Origin of the sequence: Segatella baroniae B14 (genome assembly GCF_022024235.1) — a bacterium.
GTDB lineage: Bacteria > Bacteroidota > Bacteroidia > Bacteroidales > Bacteroidaceae > Prevotella > Prevotella bryantii.
On record NZ_CP091800.1, the window covers coordinates 544,962 to 568,047 of the forward strand.

At 41.7% G+C, this 23,086-nt stretch carries 20 protein-coding genes and 3 pseudogenes; 10 read left to right on the plus strand and 13 right to left on the minus strand.

Annotated elements, in window-relative coordinates; all coding sequences use genetic code 11:
- Positions 1-4: 4 nt before the first annotated feature.
- Genes L6469_RS12315 through L6469_RS12330 form a run of 4 tightly spaced genes read left to right on the plus strand, consistent with a single transcriptional unit; the run spans position 5 to position 7,691 of the window.
- Entirely contained in the window at positions 5-1,840 is a 1,836-nt protein-coding gene (locus L6469_RS12315; RefSeq protein WP_143067145.1) for a hypothetical protein, read from the plus strand.
- A gap of 3 nt (positions 1,841-1,843) precedes the next feature.
- The gene (locus tag L6469_RS12320; protein WP_177181303.1) at positions 1,844-4,426 is read left to right on the plus strand and encodes a hypothetical protein; all 2,583 of its coding nucleotides are present in this window, start codon (positions 1,844-1,846) and stop codon (positions 4,424-4,426) included.
- Between the two features lie 4 nt (positions 4,427-4,430).
- The gene (locus L6469_RS12325; protein ID WP_074803046.1) at positions 4,431-5,525 is read left to right on the plus strand and encodes a fimbrillin family protein; all 1,095 of its coding nucleotides are present in this window, start codon (positions 4,431-4,433) and stop codon (positions 5,523-5,525) included.
- 3 nt (positions 5,526-5,528) lie between these two features.
- Positions 5,529-7,691 carry a hypothetical protein gene (locus L6469_RS12330; protein WP_006281522.1) on the plus strand — a complete coding sequence of 721 codons (2,163 nt, stop codon included), beginning with the start codon at positions 5,529-5,531 and terminating at the stop codon, positions 7,689-7,691.
- Positions 7,692-7,744: 53 nt separating this feature from the next.
- On the opposite strand, the gene L6469_RS12335 is transcribed toward L6469_RS12330, so the two are convergent.
- Together L6469_RS12335 and L6469_RS12340 are read right to left on the minus strand one after the other, a co-directional pair.
- Entirely contained in the window at positions 7,745-7,993 is a 249-nt protein-coding gene (locus L6469_RS12335) for a hypothetical protein (protein WP_143067146.1), read from the minus strand.
- 114 nt (positions 7,994-8,107) lie between these two features.
- Positions 8,108-8,197, minus strand: a pseudogene (locus tag L6469_RS12340) (TonB-dependent receptor plug domain-containing protein); the annotation flags it as partial.
- Here L6469_RS12340 and L6469_RS12345 point away from each other — a divergent pair.
- The 3 genes and pseudogenes from L6469_RS12345 to L6469_RS12355 all read left to right on the plus strand — a co-directional run.
- Positions 8,198-8,446, plus strand: a pseudogene (locus tag L6469_RS12345) (site-specific integrase); the annotation flags it as partial. It abuts the pseudogene before it with no gap.
- A 1-nt stretch (position 8,447) separates the two neighbouring features.
- Positions 8,448-8,642 (plus strand): annotated as a pseudogene (locus tag L6469_RS12350) (hypothetical protein); the annotation flags it as partial.
- A gap of 502 nt (positions 8,643-9,144) precedes the next feature.
- Positions 9,145-9,747, plus strand: coding sequence for a hypothetical protein (locus L6469_RS12355; RefSeq protein ID WP_006281520.1), 603 nt, complete (start codon positions 9,145-9,147; stop codon positions 9,745-9,747).
- 195 nt (positions 9,748-9,942) lie between these two features.
- On the opposite strand, the gene L6469_RS12360 is transcribed toward L6469_RS12355, so the two are convergent.
- The gene (locus L6469_RS12360) at positions 9,943-10,212 is read right to left on the minus strand and encodes a helix-turn-helix domain-containing protein (protein WP_074803052.1); all 270 of its coding nucleotides are present in this window, start codon (positions 10,210-10,212) and stop codon (positions 9,943-9,945) included.
- Positions 10,213-10,482: 270 nt separating this feature from the next.
- On the opposite strand from L6469_RS12360, the gene L6469_RS12365 reads away from it, so the two are divergent.
- A complete protein-coding gene (locus L6469_RS12365) occupies positions 10,483-10,977 on the plus strand; it encodes a hypothetical protein (RefSeq protein ID WP_006281518.1) in 495 nt (164 codons plus the stop codon).
- A gap of 176 nt (positions 10,978-11,153) precedes the next feature.
- The gene (locus tag L6469_RS12370; protein WP_006281517.1) at positions 11,154-12,011 is read left to right on the plus strand and encodes a helix-turn-helix transcriptional regulator; all 858 of its coding nucleotides are present in this window, start codon (positions 11,154-11,156) and stop codon (positions 12,009-12,011) included.
- A 278-nt stretch (positions 12,012-12,289) separates the two neighbouring features.
- Here L6469_RS12370 and L6469_RS12375 read toward each other — a convergent pair whose 3' ends face one another.
- The 7 genes from L6469_RS12375 to L6469_RS12405 form a co-directional block, all read right to left on the minus strand.
- Complete coding sequence (locus tag L6469_RS12375) at positions 12,290-13,462, minus strand: IS4 family transposase (RefSeq protein WP_006281516.1); 1,173 nt, start codon at positions 13,460-13,462, stop codon at positions 12,290-12,292.
- A 195-nt stretch (positions 13,463-13,657) separates the two neighbouring features.
- Positions 13,658-13,951 carry a hypothetical protein gene (locus tag L6469_RS12380; protein WP_223918725.1) on the minus strand — a complete coding sequence of 98 codons (294 nt, stop codon included), beginning with the start codon at positions 13,949-13,951 and terminating at the stop codon, positions 13,658-13,660.
- Positions 13,952-14,245: 294 nt separating this feature from the next.
- Entirely contained in the window at positions 14,246-14,383 is a 138-nt protein-coding gene (locus L6469_RS12385) for a hypothetical protein (RefSeq protein ID WP_006281514.1), read from the minus strand.
- Between the two features lie 179 nt (positions 14,384-14,562).
- Positions 14,563-14,922: a hypothetical protein gene (locus L6469_RS12390; RefSeq protein WP_039869638.1), complete on the minus strand. Its 360-nt coding sequence runs from the start codon at positions 14,920-14,922 to the stop codon at positions 14,563-14,565.
- Between the two features lie 143 nt (positions 14,923-15,065).
- On the minus strand, positions 15,066-15,275 hold the full coding sequence (locus tag L6469_RS12395) for a hypothetical protein (protein ID WP_039869635.1): 210 nt from the start codon (positions 15,273-15,275) through the stop codon (positions 15,066-15,068).
- Positions 15,272-15,775, minus strand: a complete 504-nt coding sequence (locus L6469_RS12400; protein WP_006281512.1) for a DUF3990 domain-containing protein — start codon at positions 15,773-15,775, stop codon at positions 15,272-15,274. Before L6469_RS12400 ends, L6469_RS12395 begins: the two co-directional genes overlap by 4 nt.
- Positions 15,772-16,191 carry a DUF3791 domain-containing protein gene (locus L6469_RS12405; protein WP_006281511.1) on the minus strand — a complete coding sequence of 140 codons (420 nt, stop codon included), beginning with the start codon at positions 16,189-16,191 and terminating at the stop codon, positions 15,772-15,774. The genes L6469_RS12400 and L6469_RS12405 overlap by 4 nt, the downstream gene beginning before the upstream one ends.
- Before the next feature lie 237 nt (positions 16,192-16,428).
- On the opposite strand from L6469_RS12405, the gene L6469_RS12410 reads away from it, so the two are divergent.
- Positions 16,429-16,701 carry a hypothetical protein gene (locus L6469_RS12410; protein WP_006281510.1) on the plus strand — a complete coding sequence of 91 codons (273 nt, stop codon included), beginning with the start codon at positions 16,429-16,431 and terminating at the stop codon, positions 16,699-16,701.
- A 164-nt stretch (positions 16,702-16,865) separates the two neighbouring features.
- On the opposite strand, the gene L6469_RS12415 is transcribed toward L6469_RS12410, so the two are convergent.
- From L6469_RS12415 to L6469_RS12425, 3 genes are all read right to left on the minus strand, one after another.
- Positions 16,866-17,939 (minus strand): DUF4957 domain-containing protein, encoded by a 1,074-nt coding sequence (locus tag L6469_RS12415; protein WP_006281509.1) that lies wholly within the window; start codon positions 17,937-17,939, stop codon positions 16,866-16,868.
- A 162-nt stretch (positions 17,940-18,101) separates the two neighbouring features.
- Entirely contained in the window at positions 18,102-21,452 is a 3,351-nt protein-coding gene (locus L6469_RS12420) for a pectinesterase family protein (protein ID WP_081456314.1), read from the minus strand.
- A gap of 298 nt (positions 21,453-21,750) precedes the next feature.
- Positions 21,751-22,965, minus strand: coding sequence for a heparan-alpha-glucosaminide N-acetyltransferase domain-containing protein (locus L6469_RS12425; RefSeq protein WP_006281507.1), 1,215 nt, complete (start codon positions 22,963-22,965; stop codon positions 21,751-21,753).
- Between the last annotated feature and the right edge of the window lie 121 nt (positions 22,966-23,086).

Below are 23,086 nucleotides of genomic sequence, written 5' to 3' on the forward strand. Positions count from 1 at the left end.
GGATATGAATAAGAAATATAGTTATCTTTTGGTATTTGTTGCACTCCTCTTGATGGGGTGCTCAGACCATCTTGCTGATGATGCAGGAACGTCAGATTCTGCCTTTGATGCGTCTGATATTCAGGTTGGTTCTGTCCAATTGACTACCGATGCTGATGGGGTTACGGCTACTACGCGTGCTACAGCAGCGGTCGATGTGGATTATTTGAAGGCATATCTTGAACGCGGACTTCCTATTCGCTATAGTCAGGAACTAACTCCTACTGCATTTCAGTTTGCTAATCTCCAATTGACGGGAGATGATTATACCATCACTGATTGGGAAACTGAAACGCCTGCGAAATGGCTCTATAATGGTAAGCACTATTTTCAGAGTACTGCTTGGCCTACAGCTATTATCGGTGCAACTGGAGATGGTACTACCTTTGATGCGGCTGATCAGAGTGGTGATAACTATACAGCTCTGAGCGAAGCTTTAGCCATTTCACCTTCTTTTCAAGTGAGTGCTACAGTGGGTAAGATTACGATACCTTATTCACATCGCATGGCGCGTGTTATCGCTTATATTCTTATCGATTCTACGATGAATACGACACTGAAGAATTATAAGGTCTCTTCATCGGGCGAAACGACTGATGCTGATGATCCTACGAATACGGGTATCCGTTTTAAGGGGGTTAAGGTGCTCAATTATCTTGACTCGCTTTCTACGAATCTGTCTCATGGGGTAAACGTATATTTTCCTCGATGGACTTCAGTAAAGAGTGTCATTCCACATTATGTGGGTGAGTTTGCGAGCTATGATCATGCTGGACAGACGAATCTCGATGATGAGCGTTTTGTCTATTATTATGATAGCGAGAACAAAACGTATATTTTCCCGAGTGATGCCGAGGCTTGGAATAAAGCGAAGGCTTCTGTGGATAATCAAGAGTCTCAATATGAGGTTTTTGATTTAGGGGGTAAGGTTCCTGTTTACGATATTCTGGTTCGCCCTACCTACACGGCTAAGGATAGTGTGATGTATGATGAGCTCGAGGATATGGCTTCTGTTGCGGCTTTAACGAATAGTGTAGAGTTTGAACTTGAGTTGGAGAATGGCTTGAAATATACCAAGACGGTGAACATTGATCTTGATATGAATAAGGAAACTGTAATCTACTTGCGTATCGGTAAAGAGGCTGTTGATTATCAGGCGACTGGTCAGCTTAAATGGGAAGAGACTGTGGGTTCACAGGCGTATTATGGTCTTGATAATACTGCCGAATTTACGCTTTCGCAGGCGGGTAGCAGTTGGCAGCGTGCTTATACGAATACGTCTAACAGTGTTACCACGGTTGCTGATGCTCATACTTACGATAAGCAGTATCTGAGTGATACTGACTGGGTAAGTTATTTCTTGCAAGCGACTGAAAAGGGAGAACATCACGGCGATTACTTTATCTTAAATAGTGATGTCACCATCGATGTTAGTGAACTCCCTGCTGATTTCGTTTTTACGGGGCATTTGGATGCTCAGGGACATACGATTACGTTGACAGATTCTAAGAATACAGGTAGAACTTATATCTTTGATGGTATTAATGGTGAATATAATACTGTGCAAGAGAGCGATGAAACTCAGGTGTGGGAGGCTAATGTTCACAAAGAAACATATAATGGCGGTACTACCTATATTTGGGTGCCAACCATAGGGTGGCGTGCCGAAGTTCTCAACACTGCCATTAGCGGTGGTCGTCTGTATAAAAGTAATGCTATCGTAACGGGTAATGTGAATAACTGTAGCGACGCTTCGGATGATGTGATTAATCATACCCCTACAACGTTGCCTACTTATTAAAGTATGATGAAGATGAAAAGATCAACGATATTTTTGCTATTGGCTACATTCCTGATGGTGGGTTGTAGCGAGAGCGATTTTGGAGGAAGTGAGCAGAATAGTCTTTTGGGCAAGGCTGTTAATTTCGATGCCTCTATCTCTGATGCCTTTGTTACGCGTGCCACATATTATCATGATGGTTCGTTTAATGAGGGTGATCATCTCACTATTTTCCGTCAGGAGGCTGTCAGTGGTAGTTCTACTCAGTTTAGTTCTGATACCGAGATTTCTCGTGTTTATTCGCTTCAGGGTGAATATGCCAGTACGGTTAATCTGGGTACGAGTTGGAAAGTGTTGACGGGGGCTACGGGTACGTATGCTGACAAGAGGTCTTTTGTTCAAACGGCTGCCGACTCATTGGTATGGGAAAATGGCTCAACGGTTCGCTTCCGTGCTTGGGGACGTAGTAATCTGGCTAATGTCCTGAATAACTCGAAGACTAATAAGGCTTCTTTTTATCCAGACTATACTTTGTCGGATTGGATTACGGTATCTGGACCTACTGAGACAATCCCGATGAAATTACTCCATTTGGCTTGTCGTATCGGTTTCGCACCAAAGTCGGGTAACGAACTTGCTGGTATCGAACTCTGTACGGAGGCTTCTGATTATGTTGATGATACCGAGGAAGGGGGGCTTACGGCTGTAGAAAAGGCGAAAGCTGTCGAAGATGCTTATCACACGATGTGTATGCCGGCAGGTGTCAATATGAGTAATGGTACGCTCTATGGTCTTACGCAAAATCATTATACTAATACTTCTGATTTCTCTACTATCGAGTCTTCTTCTGTTATATCATCTGCTGCAGAAGATGGTCTTGTGCCTTTTGGCTTGTTGTCTGCTGATGAGATAGTTAATTTGGTGGAGCATCCACAATTTATGGCTGTTGATGGTCGACGTTATATGATTTCTATTCCGTATCTTATGGATAACGGTACCGATCAGGGTAGTTATATCCACCTTCCGGCTTATACTCGTTTCCGTGTCCGACTGAAAGATGTGAATAATGGTGACCAGGCGGCTACGACGAATACGGAGGGTTCTTATCATATTCTTACTATCGGTGAAGTGGAAAACAATGGTACCAAGGTTTTTGCTGATGGTATCGATTTGATGCCAGGGTATAGTTATCTTTTTACGGTTGGTTATAAGTATGGCAAGTTTACCATGTCGGTTAATAAAAGTCTTTCATGGACCGAGCAGGATGCGGTTGCCGCTGAAACGGCTTCTGCTGATGGTAGTATTGCGACAGCGAAGTATGATTGGTGGAAAAAGGCTCTTTTTGATGCTTATACGAATCTTAAGAATGGTAAGACAAGCAGTTATTTGCCTGAATTTAAAATAGGTAGTGCTGAAGAATTCCTCGAGTTTATTCATCTCGTTAATGGTACGGCTGCTACCTATACCAGTGGACTTACCCTGAATGGTGAACCTGAAGAAATTTTGTATCCGAATGCTACTTGGACGAAAGATGATGAAACTGATGAAGAGGGTAATGCTGTAACCGTTACCGAGGAAGAGGCTCCAGGATATGTGTTCTATTGGCATTATCAACCTGCCAGCAGTACTACTGCGGCTAAGTTTTACCGCTCTTATCTCACTGGTCCGTATTCGTTCTATGAGAAGAATTTGAATACCAAACCTCATTTTAAGATTACGCTTACTGCCGATATCGATTTGCAGGATGTGGAGATACCTGCTATCGGTAATAGTGCGGATCATCCTTTCGAAGGTGTCTTTGATGGTGCCGGTCATACGCTCAAAAATGTTTATGTCAATGGTGGTTGTCTCTTTGGTTATGTGAAGGGGGCTGCTATCTCTAATCTGAAGATAGAGAGCAACCATACTACTTCACTTCTCAACACTGCTACAGCCGATAAGGAACATGCGGTGTATATTGCAGGTGTATCTGTGAATGCTCCTACTACTCATGCGATTGCACATACAGTGACAGGTTTGGGGTATGTCGTAGGGTGTGTTCATGAGGGAACTGCTTCTGGTGCTTTGGTGGGTACAGCTAGTAATCTGTATATGTATGGTTGTATGGAGACGGGTAGTGGACTTACTTCTGGTGCGGGAGCTCTTCTGGACCGTTATGCTTCGGGCAGTACTGCTTTCTTTGCACCGTTGTCTTCATTGACTTGGGGGCGGTTCATGTGTAATTATTATGATACACAGCGCTCTACTGGTGTGAATGCCGTAGGTACATCTTCTGTAACTTATTTGCCACAACAGTATATCCGTGGTGCACATTCTCATGTGCTGAAGGCTAAGGTTGATAATTTGCTTAGTGGTGATGTTAATTATAATTCGCTCACAAGTCGACAAAAAGAGGAAATGTACGGCTTGGCACCATGGAAGGCGATGAACTATGCTATTTATAAATATAATACATCGGTTATCGGACAGTCTTATCCTTGTAATATGCAGTATAATGCCGGTGCCAGTCTTATTTACGACAACCGTTATCCGCAGTTATCATCAGGTGCGCCAAACAGTGCCACTTATTCTGCTTCTTCTTATAATGTCTTGCTCCAAAATAATTAAGTCAATGAAGAAATTAGCATATATTCTTATGTCAGCTCTTGTCTTGGTATCCTGTTCGCAGAATGAGGATTTGCAGACTGCATCGTCTGAAAAGGGCTTAACTCTCACCACTTCTGTTTCTGCTTTCGATGGTGAGGAAACAACTCGTGCCACGGTAGATGGTACAACTTTCTTTGCGGGTGAACGTATGAAACTGAAGGTTATTTGCCCGTTTGTTTCTACTACTGAGATCGGGGAGACGACCTGGGGGCATAGTAGTGACGGATTCTGGCTTATGAAGTGGGATGATAGTAGTAGTTCATGGATTAATCTTACGACCATCGATGATGTTGATGTCGAAGGGAAGTATACCGTATCTACTCCTTGGAGTATTTTTGACCAGTATGAGGCACAGCAGACTCCTTATGTCTATACTGCTTCTACTTGGTCTGAGAATGTGGAGTTTCTTGCTCCATCGGGCAGTCTTATCAATCAGTATAGTTATGTGTTCTATGCCGATCAAAGTCTGCTGGCCAATTATCAGAAGTCTGATTTGCTTTGGGCGCAGACGATTATGCAGACGGGATCATATCGTGTTCACCTCGATTTTCAGCATGTACTGAGTTGTATGGAGGTCACTGTAGCTGATGCGAATCATGTATTGGATAATACTACCCCGGTTGTGACATTAGAGGGAATGCCTGATATCGATCAGCAAGAGATTGTGGTGGGTGATTACTATGCAGATCGTAGTAAGGATAATGCTATCAGCTATAATTATAAGCAGAAGTCTAGGTGTTCGCAGCAGGATAATGGTAAAGTATTAGGTATTGCTGTGAATGGTGCTTCTAAGGCTTCTGTTGTCGCTTTTACAGATGCAAGTATCAGTCAGCAGGCGGTATATACCGCTTATCAGGTCGCTACTAATACATATCGCATTCTTGTGCCGCCATGTACCTTAGCCACTTCGCCTGTACTTTGGCTTCGTGCTGGCAGCAAGCGCTATAAGCTCACGTTGAATACGGTTGCTGCTCTGGGAGGTGAGGGCAAAACTTCGGCTGCTTCTTGTGTTTTTGAGCAGGGTAAGTTATATAAGATTAAGATGACTATAACCGAGTAAAAGATGAAAATCAGATTATCATATATTGCTTTATTGACAACTGTCATGTTACAGGCTTGTAGCACTGACGGTGATTTGTTGGGTACTGGTGATAGTGACCCTCAGGAGTTGAAAGGTATCACAGTGAGTATCATGGGCAGTAGTCTTTCTTCTACTCGTGCCACGGCCACCACGCCTGTTATTGGTGTAGAACTGGGTCGCAATAGTTTTGTTGCCGATGATCAGCTCATGCTTACCACTTTTAAGCGTACCAGTAATGCTATTGATCAATTCTCTTATACTGATAAGGAATATGTCTATTCAGGGACAGCCTGGAGCATGGCAACCAAAGAAAAACTATATTGGACGGATGCTGTCAGTATGCATACGATAGCAGGTTATAGCTTGCCTTCATCCGATTATTTTTGGGCAACGGGTATTTTAAGTGATACGGATACCAAGTGTTATTATGGTGCTCTGGGTGGTTCTTACATCAATGGAAATTTGGTCTTGCCGGATACGGTAGATTATTCAGCTGGCAATACAACCATTCAGGCACAGGATCTCTTGTTGCTTCATAATGCAGCTTTATCACCTGAAGAAAACCAAACTGCTGCTGCGCTCGAAATGAAACATGCCTTGAGTAGTGTTCGTGTCAATGTCAACGTCGATGATTATTCTTCAGGTTCTTCTTCTGTTGATTATAATGAGGTAACCATTTCTGATGTCATCATCAAGAATCAACCTGTTTTCTATCGCTGGAATCAGGTTGGTGATAGTGTTATTTCTTCTACCTCTCAGGATGATATTAGTACGATTGCTGGGGCTGACTATTCTTCAGATACGAAGCGTATGATTAAGTTATGGCAGGCTTCTAGTACTGATGATGCTAAAACGGGTACCAAAAGTGAATCTTTCTATGGTCTTGTTGTGCCTCAGACTAAAGAGTATTATAATTATTATGCTAAAGAGGGTGTCGTGACGGTTCAACCGGTGCAGATCTCTTTCACGGTAAGTTATCCAAATGCGAAGACGGGTGAAGTAGAGAGCCATACCTATACGACATCGGTGTATGGTAGCAATTCGAGTCAGGTGTATTTCAATCCTGGTAAATGTACCACGATTGATATCAATATGAACCATAAGAACGAGAAGTTAACAACGACCGTATCGTTCCAGGATTGGCAGTTTGTTGCTACCCCAGACCAGGGTGAACTGGTGAAGGTTACCAATTATCTTTCATCGGCAGATTTCACCAAAGTCTATACGCCTGCGGATGTTGAAGCAAATGCTTCGCTCGATGCTACTTGGCTTCATTCTAGTGGAAATTCGTATGCTGATGAGGCTGGCAATGATGGTTCGGTAACTCATCCATATCTCATTAATACGCCCGATCAGTTGCTTACTTTGGCCAAGATGGTCAACACGGATGGTGTTACCTTTGAGGGTAAATATATTGTTCTTAATGCGGATATCATTATGCAAGCGTCTTCTGATTCAACGAAGGCTGAAAGTAGTAAGAGCAGTAAGTCGGCTGTCGTATGGCCTGGTATCGGAACGGAAGAACATACTTTCCTGGGTACGTTCTGGGGAGCTAATCGTTATATTCACCGTTTGTATGGTAATCCTCTCTTCACCGCCATTGGTGCTTCGGGTAATGTATCGCGAGTGCAGTTGCATAGTATCAGCGTAGCGGGTGATGGTGTTTTGGCGAATACGAATGCCGGTATGATAGCTGGTTGTCGAATACTTGGAGATGCCACACTTACCGGTACGGGTTCAGCTCAAGGTGCAGTCGTTGGTACGAATACCGGTGATATCGTAGCTTGCTATCATGTAGGTAATACTCAGGGAGTTGCTACTCATGTGGGTGGTTTGGTAGGAAGCAATACGGGTAGTCTGACAGGTTGTTACCATACGGGTACTGTCACGGGAGGCTCTGTGCTTGGTGGTATTGTTGCCGTCAGCTCTTTAGCATCAGACAAGTTTATTTATGGTTGTTATTACAATAGTACACTCTTTACCACAGGGGCTTCAATAGAAGGGGTAACGGGTTATCCGAGAAATACGATGGTAAGCAGTGGTTTTGTTACAATGCTTAAAACTGCTCTGAGTGAAAAAGGCTACACGGGTTTGGATTTCGAATTCCGTCCGGCTAATTATCCGAGTTTGATAGATACCTATTAATAGAAACTGCGCTCATCATTGCTCTTATAGAGTATGATCTCGATTTTTGCATCTCAATAGGTATAGACCGTAGTTACCCTTTGATCCATACGAATAAATCCGTTAGGTTTATAGGTCAGTTGCGAGAATCGCACATCACCCTCTTGCGCATAGAGAGGCAAAGCAGCAATATGAGCATCACTTACATCAGCCAGAATCTGCTGATGCACAGCCTCGATGGTACTACAACATACCAACCTCAGTGTATTGAGTACCAATGTTGGCAATATCATTGTAAGCAGCTTCATAAATAGTATAATCATAATCTGCCTAGTTATAACGCTTAGCTCCCCAAGAACGACGTGTTTTCTCATAGCTCTCTTCACCAGCCAAAAGGTCGATATGATGACCGGTGTACCAATCTTTTGTATAGGTCATCTTGAACCATACAAAGCAGCAGCAGAGGCATCTTTGAGCACATCTATACTTTCGATATCATCCTGATTGATATTACTCAAAGGATTACTCTAAAGGCTCTCCGCTTTAAGGACTTGGAGGATGAAATGGAAACGTCAAGGGATATATTTCTCTTTGCCTATTATACAGGTGCAGCCTATTGCGACTTGATGGAACTGAGCAAGTCCCACCTTGTACGTGACGATGAAGGTAAAATGTGGCTGAAGTTCAATCGCCACAAGACAGGCGTATTATGCCGTATTAAGCTGCTGCCTGAATCCATAAGTCTAATGGAGAGATTCCACGACGATGAAAGTGAGAGAGGAAGAAGTCGTTATCAATGGACGGTTCAAAGGTTATGCACCGCTCTATCCGCTTCTAGTCATCATCGCCCTGTCCTTTCAGTTAGACAGCACGGAGGCTCATTTGTTCAGAAAGTACTCCAGTAGAAAATTGCAGGCAGAGACTGCCATTGTAACACCAATCTTCCTGTTGAGCAATACCAAGAATCGATGAATATATTTCCTTTTTCTTTCACCGATATTATCCTACTACATAACTACAATATGAGGTAATATAGTGAAAGAAAAAGGATTAGAATGTAGTTAGAAATTATCCTACATATTACTACTTTTTGACTACATATTAATGTTCAAATATTTTTAAATAAACTCTATTGTGGTATTGTGTATAATTAAGGGACGGTATTTGATGACGCATTTCGGACCATAACACGGTTGCTGTAACTATTCAGCGGTTATTAAAGTTGAATATCAGCAACTTATAAGCACAATATTGTGGTTAAAAACCTCAAAATGACATTATTCGCTTGATTTTGTTTATATCTAATTCTGTAACTTGCTGATAATCAATGATAATTTATATGCCTTACCGCTGAATAGTTACACATGCTGCTCTGTAGTTAAATTTTCAAAAAAAAATGGAAAAATAGTTGTTTGCTTTGTTTTTTATTGTTATCTTTGACATGAAATACAATTTTTGAGGAGGAATGATTTTTATGAAATATGTTTTTATTTCGATATTAACAATTCTTTTGGTTAGTTGTCAAGAAGAAGACGCTAATCATCTTTTGCGTTATTCCATGAAAGATGGAATGATTTTGTATACACAAGAAGATGTGTGTAATTATGAAAGCGCAAACTCTTTTTTAAATGCAGAGAACAATTTTAGAAAAAAGCCCGAAGATGTCGTAATAAATCAAGACTCTAAGAAAGATTCGATATATGGATATGACGAAATATTGTCAGTTTCTTGGGAAAGAGCAAAATTTGGGAAATGGATAGAAAAATATAATTTGGACAAAAAAAAGACATATTTTGTGCAAACCATTAAAGTTATTAAACTTATTCCGTCTTCTGGTGAATATGCTCTAACAGAAGGTTTCTATAATGATTATAATAAAGATTCTATTGGAGTAAATCTAAATACAGGAAAGAGGGGATTCATTGTTTCTTCTAGCAACACAAATGGTAGATATGAAGCGTATACTATTATGAAAAAGATTGGATATGATGATAATGGAAACAGTGTCGGTTTTTACTATCCAATTAAACCATCAAAGATTAAATGGAAATATTTTAAAATCAAAACAATATGGTGATGAAAAAACTTTTCTTATTATCAATTATGGCTTTTGCCATATCAGTAACATCATGTACTAACGATTCACAAGACGAATTGGTTTCAACAAGAGTCGTTGCATTTTAATTGCAGCTTTTATCGCCTCAAAACACTATAAATAAGACGACTTCGTTCGGATGTTACATGCGGAGTATTCTCCTTGATTTATTTTCCATCACTTATAATTATCTTCCAACATCTCCTCCAAATCCGAAGCCTTATAGAGAATCTTCCCTGCGAACTGTGTGTAGGGGATAATCCTCCTGTCTCGATAGTCCTGCAAGGTGCGCTTACTGATGTTAAGCAACTTGCACACATCACCGTTGTGCAGCCAGTCCGTATGTCTGCATTGTTCTCCGAAAGCCTTGTGGCAGGTCTCGGCAAGGCTGAGTATCTCGTCCCTCAACCTTGCCCAATTTGAGTCCGTAATGATAAAATATCCCATAGATTTATTATTGTTTTGTTTGTATTTCTGTCTTATTGGTATTGACAATACCTTTACCTGTTTTGCGTATCATCGCACGTTTATGTCTACAAAAGTATGATGAGTTTACCATACTTCAAAGCAGCAGGGAACAGAAGGGAAATATCGGGAACTTCAAGGAAAAGGCAACGCATTCCATCAACTGACGTTTGTACCTTTTTGCTCTGTATTTTTCTTTCGCCGCCATTTTAGTGCAAAGACAGGGCGGTGCATATCCAATTCAATCGGTGTATGTTCACCTTAGGCAACAAACTGGAAAGCAAGAAAGCCTCGCAATTTATCGGAGCCTTCTCTGTTTTATTCCTGCTAACGACCTTAGTACGTCTTATTTCGGCGCAGGAGCTATTTAACAAATATCTGGAATATGCATTTTTGGCATTAATCATCGGACTACTTATCGCCAACACGATTAAAACACCCCTATGGCTCAAGCCCGCTCTGCAAACCGAGTTTTACATCACGTTCGTTCTCCAACCAACCCTTGGCGTAGAACAAACAGGTGACATCATCAAGCATCTGGGACAATTTAAGAACTGGGCCTTTGCACTAGCTTTCACCAGTATCGGATTGGAAACAAATTTCAAGGAACTTGGTCAAAAAGTAGAAGGAGGAAAACCTATAGCTCTATACATTATTGGACAACTCTTTAATATCGCACTCACCTATTTCGTGGTTTGGGTATTACTGAGTGGAAGATTCTTTTCAATCCCATCCATCCAACTCTAAATAAAATCCCACATGAACTTTAATGTCAGCAAACGGTTGCAAACGCCTGCAAATAATTAGTTGATTATCAGTTAACAAGCGTTTGCAGTCTTTCCAAATGGCTATTGCGAGTTCCATCCGCTTTGATTAATTTTGTACCGCATTTGGAACTTGACAATGAAGTGCCGCTGCATAAGATGTTGCACCCTAAAGCAGATAATGCAACGCCGCTGCACCAAAATTGTCAGACAATGCTGAAAACGGATAAATTCACAAGAACAAGCACTATGGGAAAGAAAAGCGAAACACAACTTAACAGTTCGGGCGGCAGCGAGGTCAACGTAAGACCGCGGCAGGAGTTCTATCGTCCGCGGCAGGTGGCTGAACTGCTCGGCATCAGTTTGAGGACTTACTACACGATGGTCAGTCGGGGGAAGCTGCACCCGGTCAAACTCTCGGAGCGTGTGACCGTCGTCGCACGGAAAGAGATTCTTAGTATGATAGAGGCGGCACTTGGGGAGACGCTCTCGCAGTCGATATTCTCAAAAGACAAACGGAATGATTGCAAGGGGAAGGACAGCAAGGGAAAGGTGAATGATGGTGCAAAGACTCGCAGAGTGTCGAAAGGAACTGCCAAGGATCGTGCTCCCGTTGGCGTTACCCATGACACACATTATACCATGGCGGAGATCTGCGCCAAGTTCGACTATAGCTATGGCCGTCTCTATACACTTAGAATGCGGTATCAGATTCCGTCCATCCACGCTTTCGGCACGACGTGCTATCCGAAGGAGGCTGTCGACAAGGCCATCGCTGAGGAGCGTGAGCGTTTGGGCAGGACGCTCGGCGAGCATTGGTACACCTGCGGAGAGCTGATGCGCATCTACGGTCTCGGCAAGACGCAGGTCAGGCGGTTCGCCAACACCCACAATGTGCGGACGAAGAAGGCCAACGGCAACCGGCTCTATTACTTGAAGGAGGACTGGGAGGCGGAGCGAAGAAAGGCGGAGGGCAAGAGCGCGTCAACCAAGGAGAAGCGCAAGGGCGCGTCATGAACCATAGAAGCGGAGCGTTGCTATTGGCCAAATCCGAGTCCGATTGTGTCGAAAAAACGGCAAATAAGCGGGTAAAACAAGCAAAATCGGCCTTTTCTGAGGTCAAATACACGTAAGGGGTTGTAGCCAGACGCAACCTGTCGTAACTTTGTAGAAGATTTAGCTGCACTCGGCAATGTTAATATTGCAAGAACAGCCGATCTTGGTAATACGATAGTAGAAATTTAGTCAGTTAATTTGAAACGAAAAAATAAGTCACTAGTGTCTCCTAACAATTGTTAATTGAATTTGAAGTCTATACATAGCTGCCCATCGTCGCCATCCTCGTATTCCATCTTAAAGGGTTGGAACAGTTCATTAATACTGTCTTTAACGAGTAACGAGTTGCCCAGTATTCGCATCACCTCCACGACAGGCCTTCCAATCTTTAAGTCATGCTCTACAATGGCTATAAGGCAATAGGTTATAATGGCAACATGAATCTGAATTCTTACAAAATTTTCAGAGGTTCCCCAGAATGTTTTCACCTTGAGATGCTGCTTTATCCATTTAAAAAAGAGCTCGACCTGCCAACGATATCGGTACAACAAGGCAATATCTTTTGCTTTGAGATAGAAGTTGTTTGTATAATAGTTGAACGATCTTTTCAGTTCTTTGGCATAATATACGACTCTACGAAGATTAGATGGGTAGTTGCCTTTATTTCGTTTGCCGGTAAATCTAATTGTCTGGTCACGGAGTATACCATCGTCTCCTTCGAGGAAATCGCTTCCATCAACTATCTCGTAGGTTGGTTTGCCCTTTTCTCTGATGATGAAGAATGCACCAGTTTGAGAGATGGAGAACATTCTGGAGAGGTCAAAGTAGCCTCTATCAAAGACATAACACGCTGAAGGTTCGTATGTAAGCATATCCATGAAATGGGAATCATGAAGTTTAGCGTTCGTAATCCTGTAAAAAACAGGTATCTCTGTCGCTATATCAATTTGAGTGTGGACTTTAATGCCTGACTTGGTACTTCTGAAATGAGCCCAGTTGAACATAGACATACAAAGATCAATGGTGGTTGAATCGACAGCATAGAATCTTCCATGGAGTTCGAAGTCCTTTGTAATGCGTTTGCCCTGTGCGATATTTATCATGTAAAATGCGAAATCCTCAAAGATATGGTAATCCCGATAGGAATTTACGCGAGACAAAGAAGTACGATTTATAGGTCGCGCACCAAATCCAAGACTGTATGATCTTTTCGCATGTGCTGCCAGTATGTCCGTTAGCTCACGGAGACTGCCACAGCCTGCTAGCTGCCCATACATAAGAGCCAGAAGATGACTCCATGGAGATGGATTCCAATTGAAAGTTTGATCCATATACTTTTTGGCGATACGTCTGAACTGACGCTGCGGAAGAAAAGCCGTAAGTTGGGCGAAAATGTACTGACCTATATGCATTTTTTGCTCCGAAAATGATTCGGATGCAAAGGTAAGCATTTCAAATCCCGGACAAGGCCTTTAACCGCTATAATGTTGTTTTATAGATAGATACATCCTAAATTAACAATAATTTGGAGACACTAGTGACTGCAACCGTTTCTTGCCAAGGAGTGTCGTAAGCTCCGTAAAATCAGATTGCTCCCCATAAACCTCCTAGAGGATTACACCCATGGAATGACTAATATCTGCATGATATATATGCCCGGATCCAGTAATACCCTTGACCAGATTATGGCCTTTGTCACTTATGATGTAATCGGAATCACTTCCAGCAGATTTCTCTGCTGCCTTTATTCTGTCTTGAACGTCATCGCCATTGAAACCCTTGCTGACCGACATGTCAAGAACCGTAACATCCTCATGTCTTAAAGGACGCCCCTGATGCTCGGAAGGAACACCAAGAGTCAAGAGAAGTTTCTGCCCATTTATGGCAATACTCTCATCCACGACCATTGCGAACTTCTTGTCCTTGTATGGCTGGTCATCCTGCTAGACAGAGAGGCCAAGTTTTTTAATCCAGTTCTCAACAGTGTTGTAGCACGGGGCCTTTCCGAAAGCATCACCCAGCAGCTCGGTGAAGATCTCCAGGATTGTCACTACTGTTCGCAGCCCACATGGTGTACGCATGTAGATTAAAACGCAGAGTTGAATGACTATAAGAGGGAATCTATGTCCGGGAACAGGCTCGAAAGTAACCGACTTTGTTCTTCGGTCAATGTTATCTTCCGAACGTCTTTTTTTTTAAAGCTCCTTCTGGGCTTTGTCATACTTAGCCTTGAACTTGTCTTTTTGAGATGCAGGTTTCTTGTTCTCTTTACGAAGACGTTTTAGCTCCTCTTGGGGTGTCTCTTTATCACGGCTTGAATCTAACTTTTTCATTGATTTATATACTCTTGAATTATACTTCAAAGTTACTAAAAATCAATGAGTTATGCAAATTTTCAAAGAACTATTTCGTTACTTAAAACGTTAAATATCAGAACATTATATTAACAACTCAACGGGTGATATCAGCCTCTGTTTCTCGGAACATCTAACTGGACACCCTAATAAATAATCTATGTTTTGTAAATATAGGAATCGCAGTAGGCACAAAAGTGTTTAAACTTGTCTATCTGAGAGAGTTTCTTCTCCCAAGACCAGTAGAGTTTTGCTGCGAAGAGGTCTTCGCCATACATGAAAATCCAATTGTGGGCAAGGCTCTGTATCGCTTCTTTGCGCGTTTTGCCAAGAAACTTGTCGCTGATTTCTCCGTATTCAAGGTAGAGACGGTCAATATATCCTTTGTCGGTGATGAAAATATGATAGTATTCCATTTCGCTCTCTGACATTGCCAATTGATAGTCGGGGATAGTAGCAAGAAGGCTGTTGATCTCAATCAGCAAAGTCATTTTCTCTTCCATTGTCAATTCTTTCATAATATATGAACGTAAATGTTATATAATTATCGTTTTGTTTTAGAAATATATCATTGACCGTTGCTCTCCTGATGGTACACTTTGCTATCATAGGATTGAATGTAAATGGTTTCTCTTTAGTTACATAGCAGGACTTTTACTCCTCATTGTGCCATCGTTACCTCTTTGAACAGTCGTTCCGACAACTCATCAAAAGATGTTCCTTCTGGTATCTTTCCTCCAGCCAGCTCATTGGCTACTTTTGACATGCATACCGCGCCGACAGCTGCCATGGTTGATAGGTGCAGCTCTTTGGCAATATAGGTTGTGAGCCTTGACAGCAATTTTTCTATTTCGAGTTTATCTGTAATCATAAGTCTAATATTAATTGTCTAATTCCTTTTTCTGTACAAAAGCAATATTGGATGTATTCCGGGCCTGGATATTTCAGCTGTTTTGCTAACTTGATGAGGTTTGAACTTCTGTCGTATGCGTCGCCATAGATCCTTCGATACTCCAATAATATGGCATCCACACGTGAGTCCGCAACAGGACCGATGACAATGTCATAGTCATGCTTGTAGGCATGAAGAGTACTCTTTTCTCTGTTCCTTAACACAAAAAACGCCCATTCAGCCGTTCTGCCATCGAACTTCTTTATCCTTACATCGATGGGGCATCTTGATGGATTGAATATGAACGGTGACACTTCCGGACTGCCTTCTCCAATAATAGCAGTGGTCCGCTGAGCCATGGCGACTGCACGAGTATAATCCTTCGTCAGATAGAAGCCACGACCAAAGTCCTTGAAGTCCTTACTCTTTGACAGGTCAATCTTGGTTATCAGTTGGTTACTGCCGTGATAAAGTATCATAAACGACCACCGTTATTGGCACATACACGTGAGACATCATTGACAATCTCTTGATTGCTGAGGGTCTTCTCAATGTCCTGGTATTGGCGTAGAAAATCCATCCCCTTGAAAGTCACGATGTAGCTGTAAGCTTGTGTAAGAGGAACCTTCTTCTCGTCAGCGAAGTTGTTGATAACTGACACGACAAAATCACTCTCCTCTGAGTTAAAGCCCGATTTGTCAACGACATTAATCTGCAATGCCGACCCCATCTTGCCAAGAATGAAAGATGCCACCTCTGGCGTTATCGGTGCGCCATGCTCAATCTTTGACACGCGAGACTCCTTCAGACCGATCAGCCTGCCGAGTTGGGCTTGCGTAAGACTTTTCTTCTTTCGCTCCTCGCGTATAATCATTCCTAAGCTCTTGTTCTCCATATCTACCTATCTATTGTTGTTCACCGCAAAGATAAGCAAAACTTTCCAATTATGGAAAGTTACGGATAAAAATTGTACTTATAAAAAGTTAAAGGTAAGAGTCTTTTTCTTAATATTTCATAACAAGAAGTAGAATAACTGCCTTAGCAGTAGCTAAACATAGTCTATTTAGCCATGCACATTTTTGTACCATTTACCCCGTAACTATTTGAAAATCAAGCAACATTATATTTACACATGAAAAAAATAGGAAAATATGCCTTGATTACATTAGCCATAACGGCTGTCGTCAGTCTCTATATGATGACCCAACGCATAGGACTAATTGATGGACTCCAATTTGGTTGTGGCCAATATTACTATACCGACATACCCAACTGGCAACACTACTTTCAAACCGACCACTACCAGTCACCAGTATCCATGCAGTTTCTCGTTACCGTGTTTTTCATCTGGGGCTACCTGATGATGAAACTATGGTTCTGGCTGGATCATAAATGGAATGCATAAAAAAACTGCGCTCATCATTGCTCTTATAGAGCATGATCTCGATTTTTGCATCTCAATAGGTACAGACCTTAGTTACCTTTTTATCCATACAAATAAATCCCATTTACATCGAAGTAAATGGGATTTATATTTGTATTTATTTATATAAATATTTGCTATATCTGTTATTTAAGCCATCTTGGGTCTCCTACTGAAGATGGCATAGATACGGTTAAGCCTTCTGCTGTGCTTGTAATTGTAGCTATGCCTTCTACGCTGTTCTTAACCGGCTCATTTGTATCACCTGTTACTTCATTCACTCCTGTATTGACACCTTCATAGTTGAATAAGTTTCCAGAAATATTCCATGTAGGGTTAGTACCCTGAGAACCACCATTCAAACCTTTAATAACTTGGCCACTCTTACCGCAGTCGACAAATACGCTGTTTTCTACATTGTATGCTAACCATTTTTGGTTAGATTGGCGATGAGTGTAGAAGTTTTTCGATTTAGCGAGATTATAGAATGTAGAATTCTTGATATTGAACGTTTGGGTACTGTTTTCTTCTATTTCAGTAAGCTTTTGACCACTTTGAGAAGAATACATACTCTTAGTCGTAGCTCCGGGTACATTACCCCAAATCGTAGAGTTCTCAATAGTCAAAGTCTTAGCACAACTACCCTTGGTAAAATCAATGGTAATAGCATCACCTGCCTGCTCAACGAGACTGTTGACGATATTAAAGTTGGTAATGAGATAATTCTTAGTGCTTGAATAGAAGAGCGCTTTCTTGAGTCCTGTTACGGATACATTCTCGAAGTCGATAGCTTCTATAGTAGTAACTTGCTCGTTTACAGTATTCAAACTGATCAGTGGGGTAGTGGAAGCTGTTGCATCAATTGTCACATTACTCAACTTGAAATTGTTGTTGACAATGAAACCTCCGTTCTCGCCTAATACAAGATGAGCAGCAGTACTGTTGGCTGGTGTCAAAATCGTAATCTGTTTGCCTGAAAGATCGATAGTCTCATTAAGAGTCAGGTTGATACCTGGAGCCAACTTAATAACGGTAGCTTCAGCACCAGCATCTTGAATAGCCTTTACCAGATCATCAATTGTAGTAATATATGAACCTGTTGTTTCTTCTGTTCCAGGAGATACTGGGTTATCTGACTTACTACAAGAAACAAAACTTGCTGATCCAGAAATCAACAATGCAGCTACTAATGTTTTGGCTATTGAAAATCGTTTTTCCATAATATTATAAATGTGTTAGTTTAATAATGTATAGCTCAGAAGATCAGACAGCTTCATAAGCAATTGATATTAGATATTGCAAATATAATCTTTATTTTTCATTCTCCAAATATTTCGATTAAAAAAGTTTATTTTTTAATCGAAATATTTCGAAACTACATTTTATTGCATAACCTTCTTGATAGTGATGGTACCATCGCTATAGGTTGTGCGAATAATGTTAAGACCAGGCTGAAGGTTATTACTCTTGATGCCGTTGGCATTGTAATATTCTACAGCGGTAGCTGTTGCATCGCCTTCTACAGAGTTGATTGCTGTGATGGTTGCGTTCAGCAGATTGCTCTTGGCATTGACTGAAATAGACAGGGTGGCACCTGCATAGGTACTTACCTGTGATTCAACCTTGCTGACATCGTAAGCACTATAACTATAATAGCTGGAAGGATTAAAGTAGCTATTGCTGCCCGAACGGCTCTGGGTATTGGTAGCACCGCTACATCCTGTTAACGTAATGTTATAGTCGGTATAACCACTAGAGGTAGCTTTGTTAGCCCATGGATTCTTCTGAGCCTTACTGCTGGTAAAGGCTGTATTTTCCACGTAGATATTGCTCTTGTAGGCTGCACCGATACAGTAAGATGCTACACTGCTGGAGTAAAGACAGTTGACGATGTGAATCTTGCCAAATCGTACGCGAGGCATGCGCTCGATACAACCTTCATCCCACCAACAGTTAGCGAATGTGGTATTGAGTTTACCTTCGTCTTTAGATGCATTCTTATCGCTTCCTCCCCAAAGATTAGAGAAGCAGTGCTTGTCTGAACCGCCTGAACCTCCGGCCCATGGTGTGATAAGATAACGGAAACGGCACCAGGTAACAGCGATATTATTACTTCCATTATTGGCATCGAAGTTGCCGTCTACACCATCCTGAAAATCACAGTGGTCTACCCAGATATACTGACAGTTTTGTAGGGTAAGGTTGTCATTACCATCGATATCATAGGCACCTGCCCCCTTGAATGTAAGGTTGCGAAGTATGATGTTAGAACAGTTTTTGAGGAAGAGAATACCGGTTTTACTCACAGTAGAAGTATGAGTAGGGTTGCTCAATGCACTGCCTGGAAGACCATATACGGTTTTGTTCTTGGCACCATTTACAGTAAGCTGGCCGGTAAAGGTAAGGGTGCCTTTCACATAGATTGTTGTTGCAGATGTGCCTGCTAAAGCCGAAACCAATTCGTCTGCTGTTGTAACGGTTACGGTATTCTTATCGCTTGAACCGGTCACGCTGCCGCCATAAGTGGCCCATCCTATAGGTGCATTCTGATCATAGCTGCTCATTCCTGAGGTAGTGGTAGATGAACCGCTCGTAGAACTACTGCTGATGCTGGTAACCTTGACACTGGCTGCTGTACCGAATCCTCCCATCGGATTAGAAGCGCGTACGGAATAAGTACCGGTAGCTGAAATCGTGTATGAGGTCGTTCCGCTGCCTACGATAGCTACATATTTGTCATCCTTGAAGATGGCATACGAACTGGCACCGCTGACGGCACTCCAGCTGATTTTGCTGCCACTCTGTGATACTTTGTTCACCGTAAGTTGTGCTGCATCCTCATTAGGAGTCCAACTGGTAAATACCTTGCTTAGGGCATAGCCTGCTGCTTTGCTATCAGAGAGTATCGTTTCCATCTTGTTGGTGGTAGACCCATAGGTAAAGCTGACGATATTAGAAGAAGGAGAAACGGTGGTACCGCTGGTATTCTTGGAGTTGTATTCTACAAACTTATTAGCTACCACATTCATACCTGCTGTTGTGAATCGGGTAGAGAGAATATTGGTAGGGTCTGTCAATACGGTGTTGATATAGGCGAGTTTAGGACTGCCCCCCCAGGCACGCCCCAGACTATAACTGGCAGCAGCATTGCTGATGGTACAATTATTGAATACGTATCCCCATGAGGTAGAAGTGTAAGGAGCTGCGATAACACAACTACCGGAACCATTAGAGGTACGTTTGCGAACGCCAAGGGTACAATTATTGAAGAAGGCATCACCGCTACCGCAGATAAAGTCTACTGTACCGTAAATGGTACTGCCTTCGAAATAATACTGTCCGTTGGTGTTGTTAGAATAATAGGTATCTTGATAAGAATCGAGACATACATTCTTACAGATGGTACCTGTACCTTTATCTTGTAAGGCTACAGCTCTACCGGCACTGCCGGCATTATAGTAATCGAGTGCATTCTTGAGGGTAAGATCTTGGAAATAGTTGTTGTTACCTTTATTGATAATGGTGGCAGTGGTGCTGATACCCTCATTGGCTACTGCGGGTGTATTCTTGATAATGGTACCTTCCATACTCTGGCCGATAATAGAGATGTTGCTACCGGTGATAGCGGTAAGGCAGGTGGTACCGAGATCGTAGGTGCCATTAGGCAGGAAGATATACTTACGTGATGAAGAGGTACTGCTGTTAGCCTTGCTCAGTGCTGACAGAAAACTGCTTGCGCTACCAGCTGTTACTACATAATATTCTTGACTTACTGCGGTGAAGTTGCCACTGGCTGTTGTCGTGTTGTCTGTTGATCCTGTGCTTGAACTGCTGCTAGAGCTGTTTGATGAAGTGGAAGATGTTGCTGTACCCGAACCGGTATAGTTTTGCATGGCTACCTGAATGCTATACAGATAGCTGGTAGCTGAAGTATAGAGTACGACATAGCCTTGAGATACTTCTGTAGCGGTAGCAGTGTGAGTAACTTTATCGCTGCTTACTGCTGTTCCGCCAAGTGCATAGTTGTGATAGCCTGGATAGCTTGTAACGGTAACGACATCGCTGGTGCTGGTAACTGGAATACGGAGGGTTGTCTTGGCATTAACCTGAGCATCGCTTGTGCGCTGGGCAAACTTACCGTAAGCACCTATGCAGTAGATATTCACATCGCTCAAAGTAGATGGTATATGTCCGCTTGTTCCTTCGATGGTTAGTCCACTTAGTGCCGAAGGGTTTACATTTTGGAAATCCCATGTTGCTGTGGTGGTATTGGATACCGTCTGTACCAGTTTGATACTATACAAATAGGTGGTAGAAGTAGCTTGTACCTGCACATATCCCTGTGTTACTTCGCTGGCAGTCGCAGTATGGGTTGTTGTGTTAGCAGTAGCTGCTGTACCATTAATAGTATAGTTGTGATAACCTGGGTAACTTACGATAGTGATGACGTCTTTGGTACTCTGTACAGGTATGCGCAGATACGTGTTAGCATTCATCTGTACATCACTCGTGCGGACTGCAAACTTACCGCTTTTGGCGATAACAAACATGTTAATCGATGAATTAGAAGAAGCCACGTGGGTCTCTGTGCCCTCGATTTTAATCCCGGAGAGCGAGGATGGATTCATGTTCTGAAAATCCCAGAGCGCCGTGATAGTTGAGGCGTGTACCGTGTTAACAAACAGGCACAGCAAAAATAACACCAAAGTGTTGATTCGCGTAAAATGTTTCATAAAAAGTTAATTGTAGGTTAAATTATTATTGATTTGGTTTATTTACTTACTGAGGTTTTTTTATTTGCCTTGTTTAGGTCTTGTTTGCTTTATATGTTATTTTACATATTTTTTATGTGCCAAAAGTACTTAACATTTTTGGAAAAAGCAAAAAATGTTATGTTAAAAGATGTCGTAAACGTTTACGTTAATGGGAGTAAAATGAATAATTTCTCGTCAAGAACGTTTTGTTACCAAGTATTTAAGGTTTTCTTGGCATCTTAGTGTTCTTGGCGAGAAATTATAATATTTATCGAATTTATAGTTTGATATTGTCCAGATAATTATTGAGGAAGTTTGGCATTACCTCACAAGTGGCATATGCATAATAAGCCATATAGAGTGTTATCGCAAATACCGTCATGATGAATATCCAGTCGTATCTGCCCACAAAATCGTCTACCCATTCTTCAAAGTGGCGTACGTATACCATAACAATCATAGAAGTGATAAGGGTGCAGACCATCCATGTCACCATATAATCGCTCGTATTATGCAGATTAAACATGGTGCTGCCAATAGTGATAACACCCCATGATACACTATAGTACTTATTAATATGGCATGATGGAAATTGTAAATGCGTGATGACCTCTTCTGAAAGATGATGCTGTATATAGGTAGTTATCAAATAACTGATACCTATCAGCATCGGTATAAAGCTCATGATGAAAAGTGCTTCACCTAAATGAAGCCAGCAGTATCTGCTCAGATTATCTCCTAGTGCACCCAGATAGGTCTGCGATGTGTAAAGCTGCAGATAAAAATAGGCACTTATCGTAAATATTCCTATAGGGATGGCAATGCTGAAAAATGCTTTCTTATTGTTGATATGCCGATATATTGATCCCATCCATTGGCCACCTGCGATAAAGATAAACCAGTTGAATAGCGGGTAATAACTTTCGGTGTGTGTAGGCCATAGCAACCCTAAAGCCTGATTAACCATATAGTTATTCGTCTCTACTCCTGTAAGGAAAGTACCCAGCAATGACATACCGATGGCAATAAGGAGGGTTAAAGCTGTGGATAACTTCAGTGCACGGGTTATCGCCATTACGATGAAAGCCAGTCCGGCTAACTGTAAGATGTCGCTCGAAAAATTAAGTACCTGTTGAGGATTATAGTAAGCAGGGTCAAGTTGAGCCCCCAAATAATAGGGTATGGCATATCTGAAAATATTAAGCGTTTGGCCAAACGTTAACAGTTTGATGGCACGCCAAAACATATCTCCAGCTGTATGATGTGTGGTGTACATCATGGTAAACCCCATACTAAACATAAAAATAGGTGCACCTAAAACACGTCCGAACACATAAGATTGTGTCCAAACAAGGCTATTATCAAAATCGAAAATAAACTCATCGCAAATATGTGCACCGATGAGACAACAGATGATAGTGAACGATTTAAGTAGATCGAGTTCTATCTGTCGGCCAGTATTAACTTCTTGTTGAGCAAAAAATGTTTTCATGTAAATGATATAATAAATTGATGCGTATGATGTTCTTCATGCAAATGTATAAAATATTTTGGCATTGTCGATATTTTATGGTTAAAATTATCGAGTAAGGCAAAAAAAGTATTAGTCTGTA